The sequence below is a fragment of the Stratiformator vulcanicus genome (assembly GCF_007744515.1).
In the GTDB taxonomy this organism is placed as follows: Bacteria; Planctomycetota; Planctomycetia; order Planctomycetales; family Planctomycetaceae; genus Stratiformator; species Stratiformator vulcanicus.
Map to the genome: position 1 here is coordinate 1,321,214 of NZ_CP036268.1, position 18,437 is coordinate 1,339,650.

At 59.5% G+C, this 18,437-nt stretch carries 14 protein-coding genes and 1 pseudogene; 9 read left to right on the top strand and 6 right to left on the bottom strand.

Annotated elements, in window-relative coordinates:
- Window positions 1–77: 77 nt before the first annotated feature.
- The 5 genes from Pan189_RS05035 to Pan189_RS05055 all read left to right on the top strand — a co-directional run bounded on the left by Pan189_RS05035 (window position 78) and on the right by Pan189_RS05055 (window position 9,426).
- Window positions 78–1,154: a KpsF/GutQ family sugar-phosphate isomerase gene (locus Pan189_RS05035; RefSeq protein ID WP_145362866.1), complete on the top strand. Its 1,077-nt coding sequence runs from the start codon at window positions 78–80 to the stop codon at window positions 1,152–1,154.
- On the top strand, window positions 1,147–4,458 hold the full coding sequence (locus Pan189_RS05040) for a hypothetical protein (RefSeq protein WP_145362867.1): 3,312 nt from the start codon (window positions 1,147–1,149) through the stop codon (window positions 4,456–4,458). The genes Pan189_RS05035 and Pan189_RS05040 overlap by 8 nt, the downstream gene beginning before the upstream one ends.
- A 114-nt stretch (window positions 4,459–4,572) precedes the next feature.
- On the top strand, window positions 4,573–6,666 hold the full coding sequence (locus Pan189_RS05045) for an FAD-dependent oxidoreductase (protein WP_375154902.1): 2,094 nt from the start codon (window positions 4,573–4,575) through the stop codon (window positions 6,664–6,666).
- 296 nt (window positions 6,667–6,962) lie between these two features.
- Entirely contained in the window at window positions 6,963–7,850 is an 888-nt protein-coding gene (locus tag Pan189_RS05050) for a glycosyltransferase family 2 protein (protein ID WP_310821101.1), read from the top strand.
- A 211-nt stretch (window positions 7,851–8,061) separates the two neighbouring features.
- Window positions 8,062–9,426, top strand: coding sequence for a Gfo/Idh/MocA family protein (locus Pan189_RS05055; protein WP_145366099.1), 1,365 nt, complete (start codon window positions 8,062–8,064; stop codon window positions 9,424–9,426).
- A gap of 218 nt (window positions 9,427–9,644) precedes the next feature.
- Here the strand turns inward: Pan189_RS05055 and Pan189_RS05060 are convergent, their stop codons facing one another.
- The 3 genes from Pan189_RS05060 to Pan189_RS05075 form a co-directional block, all read right to left on the bottom strand.
- The gene (locus tag Pan189_RS05060; protein ID WP_145362869.1) at window positions 9,645–10,433 is read right to left on the bottom strand and encodes an SDR family oxidoreductase; all 789 of its coding nucleotides are present in this window, start codon (window positions 10,431–10,433) and stop codon (window positions 9,645–9,647) included.
- Between the two features lie 177 nt (window positions 10,434–10,610).
- Window positions 10,611–10,880 (bottom strand): hypothetical protein, encoded by a 270-nt coding sequence (locus tag Pan189_RS05065; RefSeq protein ID WP_145362870.1) that lies wholly within the window; start codon window positions 10,878–10,880, stop codon window positions 10,611–10,613.
- A 372-nt stretch (window positions 10,881–11,252) separates the two neighbouring features.
- Complete coding sequence (locus Pan189_RS05075; RefSeq protein WP_145362872.1) at window positions 11,253–12,119, bottom strand: menaquinone biosynthesis family protein; 867 nt, start codon at window positions 12,117–12,119, stop codon at window positions 11,253–11,255.
- A 229-nt stretch (window positions 12,120–12,348) separates the two neighbouring features.
- Between Pan189_RS05075 and Pan189_RS05080 the strand changes: the two genes are divergently transcribed.
- The 4 genes and pseudogenes from Pan189_RS05080 to Pan189_RS21800 all read left to right on the top strand — a co-directional run bounded on the left by Pan189_RS05080 (window position 12,349) and on the right by Pan189_RS21800 (window position 14,887).
- Window positions 12,349–12,579 (top strand): hypothetical protein, encoded by a 231-nt coding sequence (locus Pan189_RS05080; RefSeq protein WP_145362873.1) that lies wholly within the window; start codon window positions 12,349–12,351, stop codon window positions 12,577–12,579.
- Window positions 12,580–12,587: 8 nt separating this feature from the next.
- On the top strand, window positions 12,588–12,854 hold the full coding sequence (locus tag Pan189_RS05085) for a hypothetical protein (protein ID WP_145362874.1): 267 nt from the start codon (window positions 12,588–12,590) through the stop codon (window positions 12,852–12,854).
- A gap of 125 nt (window positions 12,855–12,979) precedes the next feature.
- Window positions 12,980–13,888, top strand: a pseudogene (locus Pan189_RS21795) (ABC-F family ATP-binding cassette domain-containing protein); the annotation flags it as partial.
- A 27-nt stretch (window positions 13,889–13,915) separates the two neighbouring features.
- Complete coding sequence (locus Pan189_RS21800; protein WP_445785727.1) at window positions 13,916–14,887, top strand: ATP-binding cassette domain-containing protein; 972 nt, start codon at window positions 13,916–13,918, stop codon at window positions 14,885–14,887.
- A gap of 42 nt (window positions 14,888–14,929) precedes the next feature.
- On the opposite strand, the gene Pan189_RS05095 is transcribed toward Pan189_RS21800, so the two are convergent.
- From Pan189_RS05095 to Pan189_RS05105, 3 genes are all read right to left on the bottom strand, one after another.
- Window positions 14,930–16,588, bottom strand: coding sequence for a DUF4153 domain-containing protein (locus Pan189_RS05095; protein ID WP_310821103.1), 1,659 nt, complete (start codon window positions 16,586–16,588; stop codon window positions 14,930–14,932).
- Window positions 16,589–16,884: 296 nt separating this feature from the next.
- Complete coding sequence (locus tag Pan189_RS05100) at window positions 16,885–17,220, bottom strand: hypothetical protein (RefSeq protein WP_145362877.1); 336 nt, start codon at window positions 17,218–17,220, stop codon at window positions 16,885–16,887.
- Between the two features lie 164 nt (window positions 17,221–17,384).
- Window positions 17,385–18,326: a ribonuclease H family protein gene (locus Pan189_RS05105; protein ID WP_145362878.1), complete on the bottom strand. Its 942-nt coding sequence runs from the start codon at window positions 18,324–18,326 to the stop codon at window positions 17,385–17,387.
- Window positions 18,327–18,437 lie beyond the last annotated feature (111 nt).

Genomic DNA, 18,437 nt, shown 5'->3' on the forward strand with positions numbered 1-18,437 from the left:
GCGGTGCGCACCTATACTCCGCCCCCGCCATATTCCGGTCGGCCCTGCGCCGATATCATTTTCCGGGGCCACAGTTCATGTCCGCGGCCGCTCGCAGCGTCGTCCCGTTCGATCACGTCGAACAACTCCGTTCTGCCAGAGACATTTTGCGCGTTGAGGCGAACGCCCTCGAATCGTTGGCCTCACGGCTCGATACTTCGTTTTGCGCAGCCGTCGATCTGATCGACTCCGTGACCGGCAGCGTAATCGTCACCGGGATTGGCAAGGCAGGACTGGTCGGCCAGAAAATCGCCGCGAGCCTGTCATCGCTCGGCATTCGCGCCCATGTGTTGCATCCGGCCGAAGCCGTGCACGGTGACCTCGGCTGCGTCCACGAGGACGACGTCGTCATCGCGCTGTCGCACAGCGGCGAGACCGATGAACTCAATCGCTTGCTGCCGCTGCTCGATCGGATGGGCGTGCCGGTCGTCGCTGTGACGGCCAGCGCGGGCAGCACGCTCGGAGCGGCGGCTCAAGTGACGATCGAGATCGGCAAGCAGGTCGAAGTCGACGATCACAATCTTGCTCCCACGACAAGTACGACGGTCATGATCGCCTTGGGCGATGCACTCGCCGTCACGCTGAGCCGGCGCCGCGGGTTCACGCCGCAGCGATTCGCCCTGTTCCATCCCGGCGGCAGCCTTGGCCGTCGTCTGTCACGGATCAAGGACGTCATGCGGACCGGGGAGGAATTGCGAATCTCGTCGCAGAATACCGCCGTACGTGACGTTCTGGCCGAATCGGCTCGACCGGGCCGACGCACCGGGGCCGTTATGCTCGTTGATGACGAGGGACTGCTGACCGGCCTGTTCACCGACAGCGATCTGGCCCGATTATTGGAACGCCGCGAAGAAACACGGCTCGACGAACCGATCTCCAGTGTGATGACACATCGCCCGATCACCGTCACGTCGGACCGCATGTTGGAAGTGGCGGTCGAAATTTTGTCGGCGCGAAAGCTGAGCGAGTTACCCGTCGTCGATTCGGAAGGACGCCCCGTGGGGCTGATCGACGTGACCGACGTGCTCGGACTCGTGCCGGAAGCGGAGCACGCATCATCGCCGACGCACCCTACTACCCCGGTCACCCCGACAACGGACGGCCGGTATGAGTGACGCAAACGCCCGCAAAAACTCAAGCGGCGGACTGAAATTCGCAGCCTTCACGCTCGGCGTGACGGCGATCATCTGCGGACTAAGCTTCGGTTACGCGCATCTGACGCGACCACTGTTTGAATTCGAAACACCTGAGCCGATCGGCAACTTGGCCGGTACGTCAACGGCTCCCGCGCCGCAGCCATCGCACAACCGCCGATCCGCGGAGCAGTTCCTGGAAGACGAGCCATGGGCTCAAACAGCGAATTACCAACTGAGGAATGATCAGGCCGTCCTGTTTACCAACGCGTGGGAAACGGTCGAGGACGATCATGCGATTCGGATGCGACCGTTCGCGATGATTTTGCAGGGCACCGGCGGGGGTGAAAACGGCGGCGAAGACACGCGACCGATTACGGTTACGGCCGCTTCGGCCTACCTCCGCTTTCAAGGTGCTGTTCGAATCGCCGATTCGAACCCCGGCCGCATCCAATTCGGGGCACTCGAAGGCCCGGTGACGATTCGCGGCAAAGACGGGCTGCTGATTTCCGGTAGCAACTTCGCGTTTGATGAGCAGACACAAAAGATCTGGAGCGACGAGCGGATCGAGTTTCAATACGGTCCTCATCATGGCAAAGGCCGCGGCGTCGAAATCGACCTGTTTCGAGCCGGACCCGCCGAGGCGTTCGAAACGGTGGCCTTCAGCGGTTTGGGCCGCATTCACGTCCGCCGCGAAGTCGACACTCACTTGGCGACGACAGGGACGACGCTTCCGGGAACCGATGCCGCAGCCACGACCGACCGCAAAACGTCGGAAGAGGCGACGGACGAATCGAGCGGTGGTGACGAGTCCGACAAGCCGATCCGCGTCGTTAGTGATGGCCCGTTCGAATTCGACCCGGCCACAAACGTGGCCTCGTTCTCCGAGAACGTCCGCGTCTACCGTCCGGTCGATGACGGCGCCCCCGATACCCTGCATTGCAATACGCTGACGATCGAGCTTTCGCCGAAGGATGATGAGTCGGAAGAAGCCGCGCAGCGACGACGGGAGGAATTGGCCAATCTCCCGCCGGGCGAAGTGGCGGGTCAGCCGGTTGATCCCGGCCTGTCGCCGCAAAAGCTGATCGCCGTCGGCTCTCCGTTGGCCGTCTCGTCGCCGACCAACGACACCAAAATATTTGCGGAGACGGCGACCTACGACGTCGCAAACGGAACGCTCGTCTTTGATAGTTCAGTTCCGGTGCGAGTTCTCCGCGGCCCGAGTCTGTTGACGTCGGGTCGGGTTGTCGTCCGGCACACTGATTCGGGTTCATTCACCGATATTGATTGTCTGGAAGGCGGTTCGATGCGGCAGCTCGATCCGGAGACAGGTGAGCTGGACTTCGATGCGCGCTGGAAGGATCAGATGAACGTCCGCAACGGCGTGGGCGGTGAAGGGCAACTAACGATCACGATGATTAAGGACGTACTCGTCCGCCGACCGGGGCAGCAGTTCGCCCTCGCCGGTCAGACCGTGACGATGTATGCCGACTCAGTCGAAGGGGACCCTTCGGACGCCCTTATATCCGACGCTTCCGCACCAATTGATGAGGAGTCCACCTCCAACTTCGAGCCGTCGAAGATGGTCGCCCGCGATCAGGTCTCATTGATCAGCCCGCAGCTTCTCGCTCAAACCGACTTGCTGGAAGTCGACTTCGTGCCCGCGGCCGACCCGGTCGCATCGCCGCCGCGGCCGCTCAAACCGGACTCGGGTCGTCGGCTCGAACCATTGGGCGGGCTGCTGCAGAACGATCGGAACATCGGATTCGCGTCAGTTGCCGATTCACCGACGAACGTCGCAGCGCCAAGACAGGCCCAGCGGGTGACCGCGCTGAAACCGAGTGACGAACCGCTCGAAGATCCTTATCGCATGGTGGCTGACAAGATCGTCGTCACCGTGGAACGGAAGCCGAACTCTTCGAGCCTTGACGCGACAAGCCAAGGCGAGGACGAGACTGAGCAGTCCGACCAAATACGTAAGATCGTGACGACCGGCCATGTGCAGATGTGGAAGAAGCGCCCCGACAACGAAGAGTTTCGCATCATCGGCGACCAACTCATCGTCCGCAGGCAGCCGGACGGAACTCAACTGGCTGACGTCATGGGCAAGCCGGCTCACGTCCGTGATCGCGGCGCTCATATTCAAGCCGACATGATCTCTCTGGACCGCGGTGCCAATCGTGCCTGGGTCGACGGTGCGGGCTTGCTGGAACTCCCCGTCAAGCAGTCGTCTTCCGGGGCAGAGCTCGACGAACCGGGGCGGCTCGATGTGTGGTGGACCGAAAGCATGAATTTCGACGGTCGCGAAGCCCACTTCGTTGGCGAAGTCCGCACGATTATGGACGACGACCGATTGATCTGCAGCGAGATGACCGTCCGGCTGACCGAACGAATTTCATTCGCCGAGAACGGCCCGGGGCTCGACGGCGGCGGGCCCCTTGGAGGCTCATCGCAGAAGTCGAACTCGATCACGACGACCTCAGCGACGGCTGTGACCGGAAATGAATCGCCAATCGAACCGGCTGACGATTCCGAAGACGAGGGTCCGCAGGTCGAATCGATCGTTTGCACCCGAGGCGTCGAAGTCGACGGCTACGAGTTCGAAGAAGGCGTTCAGAAAGGCACGCGGCGGGCGAAGTTCTGGGAATTCCAGGTCGACAACGTGACCGGCAAGACAACCGCCAAAGGACCCGGATGGGTCAAATTATGGCGGCGGGGCGAACGAGACCGAGCCAACCTGAGCGTGGAAGCAACCGTCGTCGCCAACACCACCGTGGAAAAGAACGAGGCAAACTGGGAGTTCACGCGGGTCGACTTCAGCGGCAATATGTCGGGCCGCATCGGCAAGAATGGCCAAGTGACCGACGGACCGCAAACAGCCACGTTCCACGGCGGCGTGCAGATTCTCTACGGACCTGTCCCGGACGGAACCGCGACAATCGAACCGGAGGCGCTGCCGCCTGAAGGCGGGTGGATGCGGTGCCGATCGCTTCAGGTCACGCAGAAAAAAGGCGAAGAAGGCAAGGCCGCGACAATCGAGTTGCTGGCCGCAGGCAACGCGGAGCTCGAGGGACGCAGCTTCTACGCCCGCGCCGACACGATCAGCTACGACGAGTCGAAAGAAATGTATATTCTCCGCTCCCTTGGCGATCGATGGTCAACGATCTGGCGGCAGGCAAAAATTGGCGGCAAGTATAGTCGGGCTGACGCTCGAACCTTCAAATTCATCCCGTCGAAAAATCATCTCGTCTCCGACCAAACCCGCGCGCTCGACGGGTTGCGGTAGATTTTGAATATCGGCGTCCCTTGCGACGGCCGACATCCCGCGGAAACAATGTGTGGTATTAACCAATACACCACACATGTCGAGGTCTCATCGCAGATGTCGCTCCGCCTTCTCATGACTTTCGCCGTCGCCATCTGTTTCGCGCCGGCCTCGAATTTTAATGTCGCGCACGCTGCAGACGATCAGCCTGAGGTCGTCATCTACGGCGGGACCAGCGCCGGGATTATCGCCGCGGTGCAACTGAAGAAGATGGGCAAGTCGGTCGTGGTGATCGAACCGACCGATCGCATCGGCGGCCTGACCACCGGTGGCCTCGGCCAGACCGACATCGGCAACAAACAGGCGGTCGGCGGGCTCTCGCGACAGTTCTATCGCGACGTCCGCACCTACTACCAAGACCCCGCTAATTGGAAGTGGCAGAAGAAAGAGGAATACCGTTCCGGCGGCCAAAGCCAGACCGCCGAGGAAGAAGACACGATGTGGACCTTCGAGCCCTCAGCGGCGCTGAAGATTCTGCAGGGCTACGTCGACGAGCATGATATTCGGGTCGAATACAATACCTCAATCGATGAAGTAATGATCGAGTCCGATGAAGATAGCGGACCAGTTATAAAGCTTGTCCTCGCCTCATCTGGCCAGATTTACGAGCCTAAGATCGTCATCGACGCAACCTACGAAGGCGATCTGCTACCGTTGGCTAAGGTCTCGTTCACCGTCGGCCGCGAGGGAATTGACAAGTACGACGAGTCGTTCGCTGGCGTGCAGACGGAAGGCCCTAAGGCGGGTAATCACAACTTCGTCAAAGGCGTTGATCCCTACGTCACCCCGGGCGATCCGTCGAGCGGGCTATTGCCGTTCGTCGACCCCAAAGGCCCCGGCAAAGAGGGCTCGGCCGACCATCGCGTGCAGGCGTATTGCTTCCGCATGTGCCTGACCGATCACCCCGAGAACCGCATCCCCTTCGCGAAGCCTGAAGGCTATGACGAGCAGTGGTACGAGCTGCTGTTTCGCAATTTCGAAGCGGGGGAGACCCGTGTGCCGTGGATCAATTCTGCGATGCCGAATCGCAAGACCGACACGAATAACAAGCAGGGCTTTTCGACTGATTTTATCGGTCAAAACTACCAGTACCCGGAAGGTGACGCGAAGACGCGGCAGGAGATCATCGAACGACACCGGCTCTACCAGAAGGGCCTGATGTGGTCGCTGGCCTATCATCCGCGCATTCCCAAGAAGATTCGCGATCAGGTCAGCCGCTGGGGAACCTGCAAGGACGAGTTCGAAAGCGAAGACGGCTGGCAGCAGCAGCTCTATATCCGCGAAGCCCGGCGGATGATCGGCGCATACGTGATGACCCAGCATCACTGCACCGGTGATGCGATCGTCGAGGATTCCGTCGGACTGGCTGCCTACGGCATGGACTCGCACCACATGCAGCGATACGTCACGCCGGAGGGCCATGTCCGCAATGAGGGCAATATCCAGGCACACGTCGCCGGGCCGTACCCGATCAGCTACAAGTCGCTCGTGCCGAAGCGGACCGAGTGTACCAATCTGCTCGTGCCGGTCTGCCTGTCTTCATCGCATATCGCGTTCGGCTCCATCCGCATGGAGCCGGTCTTCATGACGCTCGGCCAGAGCGCCGCGACGGCGGCGGCAATGGCGATCGACGCCGACGTGGCCGTGCAGGATGTCGATTACAAGAAACTCCGCGAGCGACTGGTGAAGGACAAGCAGCGGCTCACGGGGCGAAACCAGAAGGTCGTGCCGGTCGGGTCACTGAAAGGAATCATTCTCGATGATGTTGGTCTCCTTGGTGCCGGTCCGGAGGTCCATTGGATCGAAACAGAGTCGAATTCTCAGCGCGTGGGCAGTGCTTATTTTCACGACGGCAATACGCATAAGAACCGATTGATGGCCCAATTTTCGACGAAAGAGTTCGAACCGGGACGATTCGAGGTTCGAGTCGCGTACGCCCCGCATTCCAACCGGGCCCAAGCGGTTCCAATACGCATTTGGGACGGTGAGAACGAACTCGCCAAACTGACGTTGAATCAACGCAAGCGTCCCGACATCGACGGGCTGTTTCAGAGGTTGGGCCGATATCGGTTTGAGAATGAAGTCATCGTGCAAATCACGAATGACGATACCAACGGCTACGTCGTGGTTGATGCCGTCCAGCTTCTTCCAATCGACGATAAAGATTGAATCGAATCGCTAGTGATCACTTTGGGTGGCCGGGGACGGCGTTTTCGCTGGCCGCTGGAACGCGAATTCTCGAACGTGCGACCGCTTCAGGATGGTGCCATCAGAGACACGATCACTGTGGGCGGCATAAAGATGTCGACCACGGCCACCCAATTGAACTTCTGATTCGCTGAAATCGACCCGCGATCGGAAATTTCGCTCGCGTAAAGTCGACGTTTTTTTGCTATGCTTCGGCGCTCCGGCGCACGATGGACCGCGCTCAACGCTCGCAGCAAGGATTGAGAACTTTGGAACGGATGCCCAAAGCCAAGCGTGGAATTGTCCCCCTTCGAAGTTGGCGACACCACGAGCCGCAGCCACTTTCGCTACCGGTCGAGTATCAGCAATTGATGCCGCCGAACGATCCGCCGACGATGGCGATCGTGACCCCGAGCTTCAATCAGGGGGAATTTCTCGGACGGACGATCGAGAGTGTTCTGAGCCAGAACTACCCGCGGCTTGAATACATCGTGCAGGACGGCGGTTCGACCGACGATTCTGTCGAGGTGATTCGCTTCTACGAAACGGGCCTCACAAAGTGGGTCAGTGCCCCCGACGGCGGTCAGGCCGACGCGATCGTCAAAGGTTTCGAGAAGACCTCCGGCGAACTGATGGGCTGGGTGAACTCCGACGATCTGCTGCTGCCCGGCGCTCTCAATGCTGCGGCCAATTACCTTTGCGAACATCCCGAGATCGACGTCGTATACGGGCATCGCATTCTGATCGATGTCGAGGACCGCGAGATCGGACGTTGGGTGCTGCCCCCTCATTGCAGCCGCACCCTGCGGTGGTTCGACTACGTTCCGCAGGAAACGCTGATCTGGCGGCGATCGCTGTGGGATCGCGTTGGCGGCATCGACCCCGACTTCCGCTTTGCGCTCGACTGGGATTTGCTGCTTCGCTTTATCGATGCCGGGGCGAACTTTGCGCGCCTGCCGCGCTTCATGGGCGGGTTTCGTGTGCATGAAGAACAGAAGTCGCACGCGTGGGCGCAGTCGGTCGGTAAGCCCGAGGTGAAAAAACTGCGGCAGCGCCATCTCGGATTCGCCCCCTCGCCCAGCTATGTGGGCGTTCGCTGCGCGAAGTATCTATTCAGCCACATCGCCTACGACGGTCTCTACCGCGCCGGAATGCTGCGTTCCTAACAAACAAGCCCGCAGCGCCAGCAAGGGACCCAATTTTGTGGCCCCCATTACGCGACGACCGGCATACCCGCTACGAAGGCCGCAGCCCGGCCCCAAAAGTGCCGAAATCAAGGTGTTTAGGGCAGCGTCACGGCTTCACCTTTGACACCCGGCCGCAACTCGCGAACAATCCAATCATCAACAACTGCTAATTTGAGTTGGAGCTTTCGATATGACTTCTCCCTCCCGCCGAGATTTTCTGGCCACTACGTCTGCCGTTGCCGGGGCCGCTGCGCTCGCCGGCCCCGCCTCGGCTGCCAAATCGGATGCCAATGATCGCATCCGCGTGGCGGTTATCGGTGTTCGCAATCGGGGCAAGAATCACATCGAGGCGCTGGCGAAAGCCGCTGAGGATGACAATGTCGAGATCGCCGCGATCTGCGATTGTCACCTCGAATTTGCAGAAAAGGCGGCGGACAAAGCCGAGGAACTCGTCGGCTATCGCCCGCGAGTTGAACAGGATTTGCGGAAGATTATGGACGACGCGTCGATCGACGCCGTCACGATCGCGACACCCAATCACTGGCATGCCCTCGCCACCGTGTGGGCGTGTGAAGCGGGCAAAGACGTCTACGTCGAGAAGCCCGGTACGCAGAACTTTGACGAAGGCGAAAAGGTGGTCGCCGCCGCCCGCCAGAATAGCCGAATCGTGCAGCATGGGACCCAATGCCGCGGCAGCGCGAACATTCAAGAGGGCATGCAGAAGCTGAAGGAAGGCGTCATCGGCCGCCCCTACATGGCCCGCATGATCAACTACAAGTTCCGGGGGAAGCCGCTCGGCAAGCACAGCAAACGACCCGTGCCGAAGGAACTCGACTGGGACCTGTGGTGCGGACCGGGTCCGCTCGTCGAGTACTCGAACTTCAATTTCTACCGCAATAACTGGACGTGGGACTTCGGCGTCGGCGACCTCGGCAACCAGGGCGTGCATCAACTCGACATGGTCCGCTGGGGCCTGGGGCTTGATCGCAATCCCGACCGCGTGCAGGCCATGGGGGGCAATCTGGTCTATCCAGACAGCGATATCGAAACCCCCAACACGCTGGCCTGTTCCTACGAGTGGGGCAATGGTGACGACAAGCTCATGGTCACCGCCGAGACCCGCGAGGGCTGCACCAATGTCGAAGGCGGCATGGGCACGAAGTACCCCTTCGTCGATCACAAGAACGCCGTCGGCGTCATCTTCTACGGCACCGAAGGCTACATGCAGATCGCCGACTACAGCAGCTATCGCACCTTCCTCGGACGCGAACGCACGCCCGGCCCTTACGCCGCGGTCGAAGGTGCCCCGATGATGGACGCCGACCACGTGATCAATTGGGTCAAGTGCATCCGCAGTCGCCGCAAGGAGGACCTCGCCGCCGAAATCGCCGAGGGGGTGCTCTCCAGCAATCTGTGTCACCTGGGTAACGTCGCCTATCGAGCGGGGCAGACTTTGGAGCTGACCGGCGGAGATTTCTCCAACAAGTCCTCTCTGGAGCAGTACCTCACGCGAGACGAGTATCGCGCCCCCTATCAAATGCCACAGGTCATTTGAGGCCCCAATGCGAACGAGGCGTGTCAGCGATTGCTGTGCACCTCTTTCGCTGCGCGTTCTTCGATTCGACGGGCGAACTGTTTCGCGAATTGATTGTTTCGCGAATTTGGAGTCATGCGCTGGTGCAGTTTGTCGATCGGAATGAGAGATTCGCGCCGTGAGAGCGTAATCCCTTGCTGGCGCTGCGGGCTTGTGTGATGCGCGCGTGTTCCCGGCCCTTAGATCGTCATGGCCGAGAAGCCGCCGTCGACGGCGAGGTTGTGGCCAGTCATGAAGCTGCCCGCTCCCGGCGCGGCTAATAGCAGGACGGCCCCGGCGAGTTCCTCCGGCTCACCGAAGCGAGCCATCGGCGTGTGACCGAGAATCTTCTCAACACGCTCCGGCGACAATATTTTGCGGTTCTGCTCGGCGGGGAAGAAGCCGGGGGAGAGCGCGTTGACGCGGATGCCGTGCGGGGCCCACTCACGGGCGAGGTTGAGCGTCAGATTCAGCACCGCGGCCTTTGAGGCGGAATAGGTGAAGACGCGCGACAGCGGGGTGATCGCCGACATCGACGCGATGTTGATAATCGAACCGGCGACCTTCCGCTCGAGCATTTGCGCCCCGAACACCTGACACGCCTGCCGGACGGAATTGAGATTCACTCGGAAGATGCGATCCCACTCGTCGTCGCTGATCTCAAGAAACGGCGTGGCCGAGTTGATCCCGGCGGCATTGACGAGCACATCGCACTGCCGATCTTCGGCGACCAGATGATCGGCAATCTTTTGCAGGTCCTCGCGTCTTGTGGCGTCGGCGGTGAAAAGCTCAGCCGAGGCATCGACGGCCTCAACTGCCTCAACGTTCTCCTGCCCCTTGGCTTCACCTCGGCCCACAAGAACACAATGCGCCCCCGCCCGGGCCAGCGTGACACCGATCGCCCCGCCGAGCACGCCGGTACCGCCAATCACGACGGCCGTTTTGCCGGAGAGGGAAAATAGATTGTGGAGATACTCGGGTTGGGCCATAACTTTGCGCGGTTAGCGTTTAGCTGTTAGCGATTAGCTCGCGAGGAAATATCGATTTTGAACTCGCAAATGCTAACAGCTAACTGCTAATGGCCAACAGCTTACCCCACAAACTCCACATCGACCGGGTCTTGAGCCCCTCAACGAGCGGCGGTTGGGGGTGCTGACCGGATGAAATCATCCCGCTTCCACAATGGTGGTAAGTTCCTCCCCCTCAACTGACAGACTGAGAACCCTCGCTAGCGGGTCCGCCTCCTTTAACGCGGCAACACATGCCCGAATGGCTTCTTCAAGACTGTCCGCTTCGACATGGCAACTGATGTCAGCGCGACCATTGGAGATGCCGGGTGTCATATCTTGCACGCCGGTTTCGAGCAGCCGCTGGATGAAGTCCTCGTTGACAATATCGCTGCTGTCGACGAACAGAGTGAAATGATATTCCTTCACGATTCTTCTCCCGGCTGGCATCGGCAATTGTTCACGGCCCGCCGAATGTCCTTCGCATGCGCGTGCGGATTTCGTGGGGTCGAGTAAACCGGTCGTTGGCACGTCCCCCCGTCACATCGAAGCATACCGAAACTGTGGCCCCGCTTGCTCGCATGCAGCGTCCAGCCACGGCTGAAGGCGTACTCGATGGCGTCGGAAATTTCTTTTCTCTGATGATGCTTGGCCATTGGAGTCTTCGGGGCATCATTGGCCAAGGCGGCGTTATACACGGTGTCGCGTCGGGAATCGCTTACTATTCCAAGGTGAACAACGACGGCGTTGCTCTGTCAGCCCTCGGCTCAATGCCTTCTCCCCAGCCGCGATTTCGCGCTCTCAACCAATAAATTCCACTTCCACCGGGTTCGGAATCACCCCCGCCTCATAGCCGCGTTTGAGGAGCAGTCGCACCGCTTCGCGGCCCTTGTCGCCAAAGTCGATCGTCCAGTCGTTGACGTACATCCCGACGAACTTGTCGTTGCGGGCTTCGTCGAGATCGCGACCGTATTTGGCGGCGTGGGCGAGGGCTTCCTGCCGGTGTTCAAGCCCGTATTCGATCGACTGCTTGAGGTAGGCGGTGACCTCTTCCATTACTTCGGGGCCGAGGTCTTTGCGGATGGCGTTCGCCCCCAACGGCAGCGGAAGGCCCGTGTCCTCCTGCCACCACACGCCGAGATCGACGATGAGCTTCAGCCCCTGATCACCGTAAGTGAGCTGGCCTTCGTGGATGATCAGCCCCGCGTCGCAGTCGCCCCGTTCGACGACATCAAGAATCGTGTCGAATTCGTGGACCTCATGCGTGAAGTCGTCGCCGAGGAGCAGTTTCAGAGCGAGGAACGCGGTCGTGTAGGTCCCCGGGACGGCGATCTTCTTGCCGCGGAGGTCGCCGATCGACCACGCTTCCTTAGCCACGACCATCGGCCCGTAGCCGTCACCCATGCTGGCGCCGCAGTTGCAGACGGCGTATTTGTCGGTGAGGTAGGCGTAGCCGTGCAGGCTGACGGCGGTCAGCTCCAACTCGCCCGTGAAAGCCCGGCGGTTCAAAGATTCAATGTCCTGCAGCTCGTGCGTGAAGCGGTAGCGGCCCGTGTCGATCTTGTCATTGGCGAGCGCGTGAAACATGAACGCGTCGTCGGGATCGGGACTGTGTCCGACGCGGATGAGGAGTTCGTCCGTGGAGCGGTCGTCTGTCGCGGTAGTCATGGCAAATTCTGCTGGGGTTGATGGAACGCGGAAGTGTAGCGTGTACCCGCAAAAAGGTGGACCGTACAAAGGCCCGTTTAGCCGCGACCGCCAGGGAGCGCTGCCTTGATAGCGAGCATTCTAGAGCGAAATCCCTTGCTGGCGCTGCGGGCTTGTTGGGGGAAGCGAAACATTGCCTGTCCTGAGCAAATGACCGATAATTGCCGGTGACCATTAACGGGAGAAAGCGATGCCCACGATCGTAGCCGACGAAAACCTGCATGAAACACTGCGCGGAGTGACCGAGCGGGTCGAAGTCCGCGACGCCAGCGGAAAACTTCTCGGTCAGTTCACACCGATCGATCCTGCATTCGCGAAAGCGATCGCGGAGATTGACTGGGATGAGATTGATCGCAAAAAGGCCAACCCGGGTGCGATGTACACCTTTGACGAGATGTGGGAGCGGATTCGGCAACGCTAGGCTGGCAAATGACCAGGTTCACCGTCATCTACGAGCAAGAAGCGGAAGAACAGTTAGCGAGTCTCTGGCTGAGTCACTTCGACCGGGACGAGGTGGCTGAAGCATCACGTTCCATTGATGTTCGGCTGCGTGACGATCCCCGCCGCAACGGTACCCCGATCGGCAACAAACGAGATGAACTCGGCTGCCAAGCCGGTCCGCTCATCGCCATCTACACAATTTCAGATGGCGACATGCTTGTTCAAGTCTGGAAGATTATGCTGGTTGCCAACTGAATGGCCTTGCGCTACAAACGCTGCTTTACGGACGTAAAAAGATACGCCGCGCCGTTGCACTACACCTGCTGCTCGCCCTCCTCTTTTCTCTCACCTCTCGCCACTAACCCATCACCTTTTTCTCAATGATTCTCCTCGGCGTCCGCAGTCTCACCCGGCAGTTCGACCGCGATCCGGTCTTCGCGAACGTCACGTTCGACGTGAAGGTGGGGGAACGCATCGGACTCGTTGGCCCCAACGGAACCGGCAAAAGTACCCTCCTGAAGTGCATCACCGGTGAGGACCACCCCGATTCCGGCAACGTGGAGTCCCCCGGGCACGTCACCATTTCGATGCTGGAGCAGGAACCCGACTTTCCCCCGGAGCGAACGCTGCTCGAAGAAGCCAAGGCCGGGCTGCAACACCTCTACGATCTACAGCACGAGGCCGAAGAACTGGCCGTCAAAATGGCTGATGCTCACGGCACTCCCGATGAAGACGCGATCCACGAACGCTACGACCACCTGCAAGAAGAACTGACCCGGCTCGACGCCTACAACGTCGACTACCGCATCGACGAAGTGCTGCACGGCCTCGGGTTTTCCGATGAAGACTTTGATCGGCCGCTCTCGACGTTCTCCGGCGGTCAGCAGAACCGGGTGTTGCTGGCCCGAATTCTGCTCCGCGCACCCGATGTGATGCTGCTCGATGAGCCGACGAACCATCTCGACATCGCCAGCACCGAATGGCTCGAAGAATTCTTGACCCGTGATAATCGCGCATTCGTGCTGGTCAGCCATGACCGCTATTTCCTCGACCGCGTGACGAATCGCATCGTCGAACTGCACCGCGGCAAGGCCTCGCTCTATAAAGGCAACTTCACCGACTATCGCCGCCAGCGGGAAGAGCGCAACAAATTGAATGAGCGAACGTCCGAGAAACAGGCCGACACGGTCGCGCGGATGCAGACATTCGTCGATAAAAATCGCTACGGCCAAAAGGGCCGGCAGGCTCAGGATCGTCTTAAGAAAATGGAGCGGATCGAGCAGGTCGAGTCGATGGATGACTTCGACGAAATCCACATGAATTTCGGTCAGGCCTCCCGCACCGGCGACATGGTGCTGGAAGCGAAGGGGCTGACAAAAGGCTATGACGACGGTCCATTATTTAAGGACCTTTCCATTCGTATCGAACGCGGTGATCGCATCGGACTCGTCGGCCCGAACGGCTGCGGCAAGAGCACACTCTTAAAGACGATCTTGAACGTTGAAGAGCCGGACGCCGGGTCGGTGCGTTTCGGCACCAATGTTGAGGTTGGCTACTACGACCAGCAACTCAGTAGTGTCTCGCCGGAGGTCGACGCGGTCGAAGCGGTGCGCCCACCGAAGAACTTCGACTTCTCCCCCGGCATGGCCCGAAATCTTCTCGCGAAGTTCGGCGTCAAAGGCGATCTCGGCCTGCAAAAAATCAGTGCGATGAGCGGGGGCGAAAAGAGCCGGGTCGCGCTGGCTCGACTCGCGGCGCTGAACATTAATGTAATGGTCCTTGACGAACCAACCAACCACCTCGACCTGTGGGCTCGCGATTCACTGGAACGGGCATTAAAGGCGTTCGGCGGCACCTTAATGATCGTCAGCCACGACCGATACTTCCTCGACCAAATCGCCAACCGGGTGCTGGTCTGGGAGCAGGGAGAGTGGATCGAGCATGAGGGCAATTACACGGCTTACGTCGCCTTTCGAGACGCGATCAATGCGCAACCCGACAGCGAGCAGTCTGCCAAGAAGGCGAAGAAGGAAAAGAAGCAGCCCGAGCCTTCCAAATCGGAACAGAAGCCGAAGCGGCGGTTTCCCTATCGGCCCGTCGAAGATATTGAATCTGACGTCACGCGGCAGGAAGAACTAATCGCCTCGCTCGAAGCCGATATGGTGCGGCCCGATGTCTTGAAGAACCCCAAGGAACTTCAATCCGTGCAGCATGAGTATCACGACGCAAGGTCTAAACTCTCCGACTTGATGGCAGCTTGGGAAGAAGCGTTAGAGCTCAACGCATAGTCCGGTTTGACGATAATCTGCCGCGAAAATTGTGATTCCGTTCTAAAACCACTGATAGACATACTCATCGAATTGCGCTCGTGCTTTGCGACGAGCTTCGATGTCAATAAAGGTGTCGAGTTCGTCTCGCATTTCAGTCAGCCGCGCCTCTAATTGTTCGGTCGCGAATTGATGTCGGTCCCAGGGCTCGGTCGGGCAGCGGCTCCGAAATTCTTCAAGTCGTTCGGAGAGAATCGCGCGAGCGCCCTCACGGATCACGGCGTTGTCGCTTTGCAGCGCCGCGGGGAGCGCGAGCAGGCCGCCGTCGTCGATCGGGTGGACGCTGAGCTGAACGGCCGGAGCGGGGTCGCCGGCGAGGATGCGACGGACGTTATAGGAATGCGCGAGGTAGTCGACCGGGGCGACCACGAATAAATAGATCATCAGGGCCAACGTCCATAGTTGCCGGCGAATCAGCCAGATGAAGCTGCGACCTCGCGAAATTTTATAAACGACGAGTGCGAAACCGATAACGACCGCGGTGACCCCGAGGAACCCGACGACTCTCATGCGGGTCATGCCGTTGAAGTCAACATAAATCATCAGTCGATGATACACCGCCACGGCCAGCAAAAAATTGAGCGCCGACCAAACCCATGCTAGTCTTAACAGAACTAACTTGCGCGGTTCATCAACACCATGGCCGCGGAACATCCATGAAAGCGTCGCGGTCGCCAATGCCAAAGCGACGGTCAACCACGCCGCCCCCTCATGTGCGTAACCACTGTAGTGAAAGCCGGACGGGAACTCGCGGAACCACAACGTCTTAAATTCGAAGGCAAGATAGACCGTGAACAACGCGACCAGCGCGATGAGCGTATTGCGATAGGCGGCATGGTAGAGCGCTGGCGCCGTGGTCGTCGTTATCTCGGCGGGCGTTTCGTGCGACGAAAATTTTCCGAGAGAGTCCAAAAATGCAGGCCACACCAATGGGCGGACCAATCCGATAAAAATGATCGCCACAATGCACCAGAAAATGATCTGTGACCCTTGCGGGCAATAGGCCGCGAGGGTGCTCCAGATATGCTCAACAAATAGTTGAACCCGTTCGTTGATTGCGTGCGCGAGGTCGGGGTTCGCCATTAAAAATATGATTCCGAAGACCAAGACAGCGAGCATTGGCATCAGCAGTGACCAAGTCGCCGAGCGGCTGGGGCGGGCAAAGTTGGCAAAGCGTCCCGTCCGGTAATCAATCAAGCCGAGAAAGCCGGCGGGGACGAGTTGAGCCACGAAGGGAATGAAATCGCCAATGCACGGCGCTCGGCCTGCGATCGCCAGTCCGAATCCAATGATGAAGAATGCACCGGCAGCAATTAGCGCGTCAGACCCGAGCCACGACAGTCGAGCTGATAGCAATAAGATCAAACCGAACAGCAGAAGCGTCCACCCCGACCATGCCCGGCGGCGCGAAGCGACGAACATTAGTGGGGCAAGCAGGGCGAACGATACCGCCCAACCGGAGTACCCGCCTCCGCGATAAATCGTAAAATCAGCCACGACAATCGTCGCCAAGGCTGCGATCAGTTCCAGCGGACTGCCGGGCGGGCGAGTGTCTTGGACAATTTCCGGTTTGACGGCTCCGGTCGATTCTCCGATCGTCGGCCGCGGCGCATCGAAGGCGTCGTCCTGTAAATCGGTGGCATCCTCCGGTCCGTCTGCCATCGCCGGTCCGTCGCAAAGAGAATGAGATTCCGCTGCGGGGCTGCCCAGTCGGCACTGTAAGATCAATGTGCGATCCTGCCGTCTCATTAAACGCACGAGGCGTTGACCTCAGCCGAGGCCAAGCAATATCGCCGATTGACATTTGATCTGTCAAACGGCCTCGGGTTCCCCGAAATGGAAACGCGAGTCGGAAGTGCGGATCAACAGCTGGATGGGAGCGACGGACGAAGCATGTCTTCGACGCCGGTACGTCGGCTGAGTTTGCAGGCCGTCTTAAGATGCGGATCGCTGCGCAATTATGCTTTTGCGGGAGTCGGGTCATTAACACCGAGTAACTCCCGCAGCGGTTTGCGTTGCGCGGGGACGTGGCGTTCGATGCGGTCTTCGATCCGGTGCGCCATCTCTTCTTCCTCACGCTGTAAGAGGGCGCGGTGCCGCATGTGGGCGAGATAAGCCAGGCCCGCGTAGGAGACGACCCCGGAGGCAGCGGCGCCGAAGACCAGCATGTGATCGGTCGGAGGGAGCATGTCGCCCACGAGCATCCCGAATAAGAACCCGCTTAAGACGAGGATCGTCATCGGGGTAATGAGCGGGCGGTCTTCGGTGGGGCGGGCATCGGTCGGGTTGGACATGACGGCATCCGAGGAAAAACGGGGCGCAGACATCGAACCCTAGTTCACGTTCGGCGGCGATGCGTCCGGTTGCAGGAGGTGATGCCATTTTGCAACAGCCTTTCGATGACTTTAACGGTTGTATCGATTGGGGCGACCCACGCTGATCGGCGGTGACGCCCGTCCTATCGTGAGCGACGGATCGATTCGATGGGGATATCGAGGGCGGACCGCGCCGGCTCGATGTCAGCCAAGAATCGTAGGGCGTCAGTGTAATATCCCTTGGTCGGCCTTAAGTCTTGGACGTGATCGGACCAAAATGAATTGAATCGCAGCATCGCGATCTCGCGGACGTACTTCGCGATGATCGACGCGGCGGCCGTCGGCAGGTCCCGTTCTCCCTTGGCGGAAAAGCGAAACTCCGTCTGGCCAAGCCGATAGCGACTGCATTGCCGGGACTCTTGAAGACCGACCGGCAACTCGCCGAAGACATCGGCCAGCATGTCGCCGTAGCGGTCTCTGCCACCATGCTTATCAGCAAGCACCAGTGCCGATTCATCGCCGTCAACCGCATGGGTTGTCAGGATCTTATTGATGAGTCGCAAGGTGACGTCGCTCAGCAGGCGACCCTTTCCATTTCTCTCAGCGACGAGATTGTTAAATTCACTCGGTGAGAGAATGGCCGCTCGGGCGGAGAGTAGGCGGACGCCACAGGCCTCTCCGGTCTTGTCGAGGCGTCTGCTTAAGCGGGTAGCTTCATCGCGATTAAGACTTGTTGGCACGGTAACGGAGCAGCTGGGGACTTCCCACGGTGCATTGCTATCAAGGTTGCCCGACAGGAAGTTGTTTAACTCCGCATCATTCGTTGCGTCACTTCCGCACGAAGTGAGCAGCGACAGCGCAGACCGCTCCAATGGGCCGAGTCCGCGAGACGCCGAATGGACTTTTTTGGAGTCATTAATATGCAATCGCTGTTGCTCGGCACGCTTCGGGCTGACGATGTCGTCGAGACGGGTCCACAGTTCGGCGGTGTCGCATTCGCCTTTGACCGACCAGACCGTCGCGCCGACAACCAGCGGCCCCAACAGCGGCCCGTACCCGGCTTCATCGACACCTAAGACCAACATCGTTCTCGTACTTTTTCAGCGTTGACTGCTCGTGTATGTAAGACGGAGTTAATTCAGAGATGGCTGCCTCAGCCCTTCATCAATAGCCGAACTCTGACTTTTAACTTCTAA

What these genes read in the sequence shown, in the direction of transcription:
- Pan189_RS05035 (WP_145362866.1), top strand. Translation starts at nt 78, where the DNA reads ATGTCCGCGGCCGCTCGCAGCGTCGTCCCGTTCGATCACGTCGAACAA.
- Pan189_RS05055 (WP_145366099.1), top strand. Translation starts at nt 8,062, where the DNA reads ATGACTTCTCCCTCCCGCCGAGATTTTCTGGCCACTACGTCTGCCGTT.
- Pan189_RS05075 (WP_145362872.1), bottom strand. Translation starts at nt 12,119, where the DNA reads ATGACTACCGCGACAGACGACCGCTCCACGGACGAACTCCTCATCCGC.
- Pan189_RS05050 (WP_310821101.1), top strand. Translation starts at nt 6,963, where the DNA reads ATGCCCAAAGCCAAGCGTGGAATTGTCCCCCTTCGAAGTTGGCGACAC.
- Pan189_RS05085 (WP_145362874.1), top strand. Translation starts at nt 12,588, where the DNA reads ATGACCAGGTTCACCGTCATCTACGAGCAAGAAGCGGAAGAACAGTTA.
- Pan189_RS05095 (WP_310821103.1), bottom strand. Translation starts at nt 16,588, where the DNA reads ATGGCAGACGGACCGGAGGATGCCACCGATTTACAGGACGACGCCTTC.
- Pan189_RS05045 (WP_375154902.1), top strand. Translation starts at nt 4,573, where the DNA reads ATGACTTTCGCCGTCGCCATCTGTTTCGCGCCGGCCTCGAATTTTAAT.
- Pan189_RS05100 (WP_145362877.1), bottom strand. Translation starts at nt 17,220, where the DNA reads ATGTCCAACCCGACCGATGCCCGCCCCACCGAAGACCGCCCGCTCATT.
- Pan189_RS05040 (WP_145362867.1), top strand. Translation starts at nt 1,147, where the DNA reads ATGAGTGACGCAAACGCCCGCAAAAACTCAAGCGGCGGACTGAAATTC.
- Pan189_RS05060 (WP_145362869.1), bottom strand. Translation starts at nt 10,433, where the DNA reads ATGGCCCAACCCGAGTATCTCCACAATCTATTTTCCCTCTCCGGCAAA.
- Pan189_RS05105 (WP_145362878.1), bottom strand. Translation starts at nt 18,326, where the DNA reads ATGTTGGTCTTAGGTGTCGATGAAGCCGGGTACGGGCCGCTGTTGGGG.
- Pan189_RS21800 (WP_445785727.1), top strand. Translation starts at nt 13,916, where the DNA reads ATGAATTTCGGTCAGGCCTCCCGCACCGGCGACATGGTGCTGGAAGCG.
- Pan189_RS05080 (WP_145362873.1), top strand. Translation starts at nt 12,349, where the DNA reads ATGCCCACGATCGTAGCCGACGAAAACCTGCATGAAACACTGCGCGGA.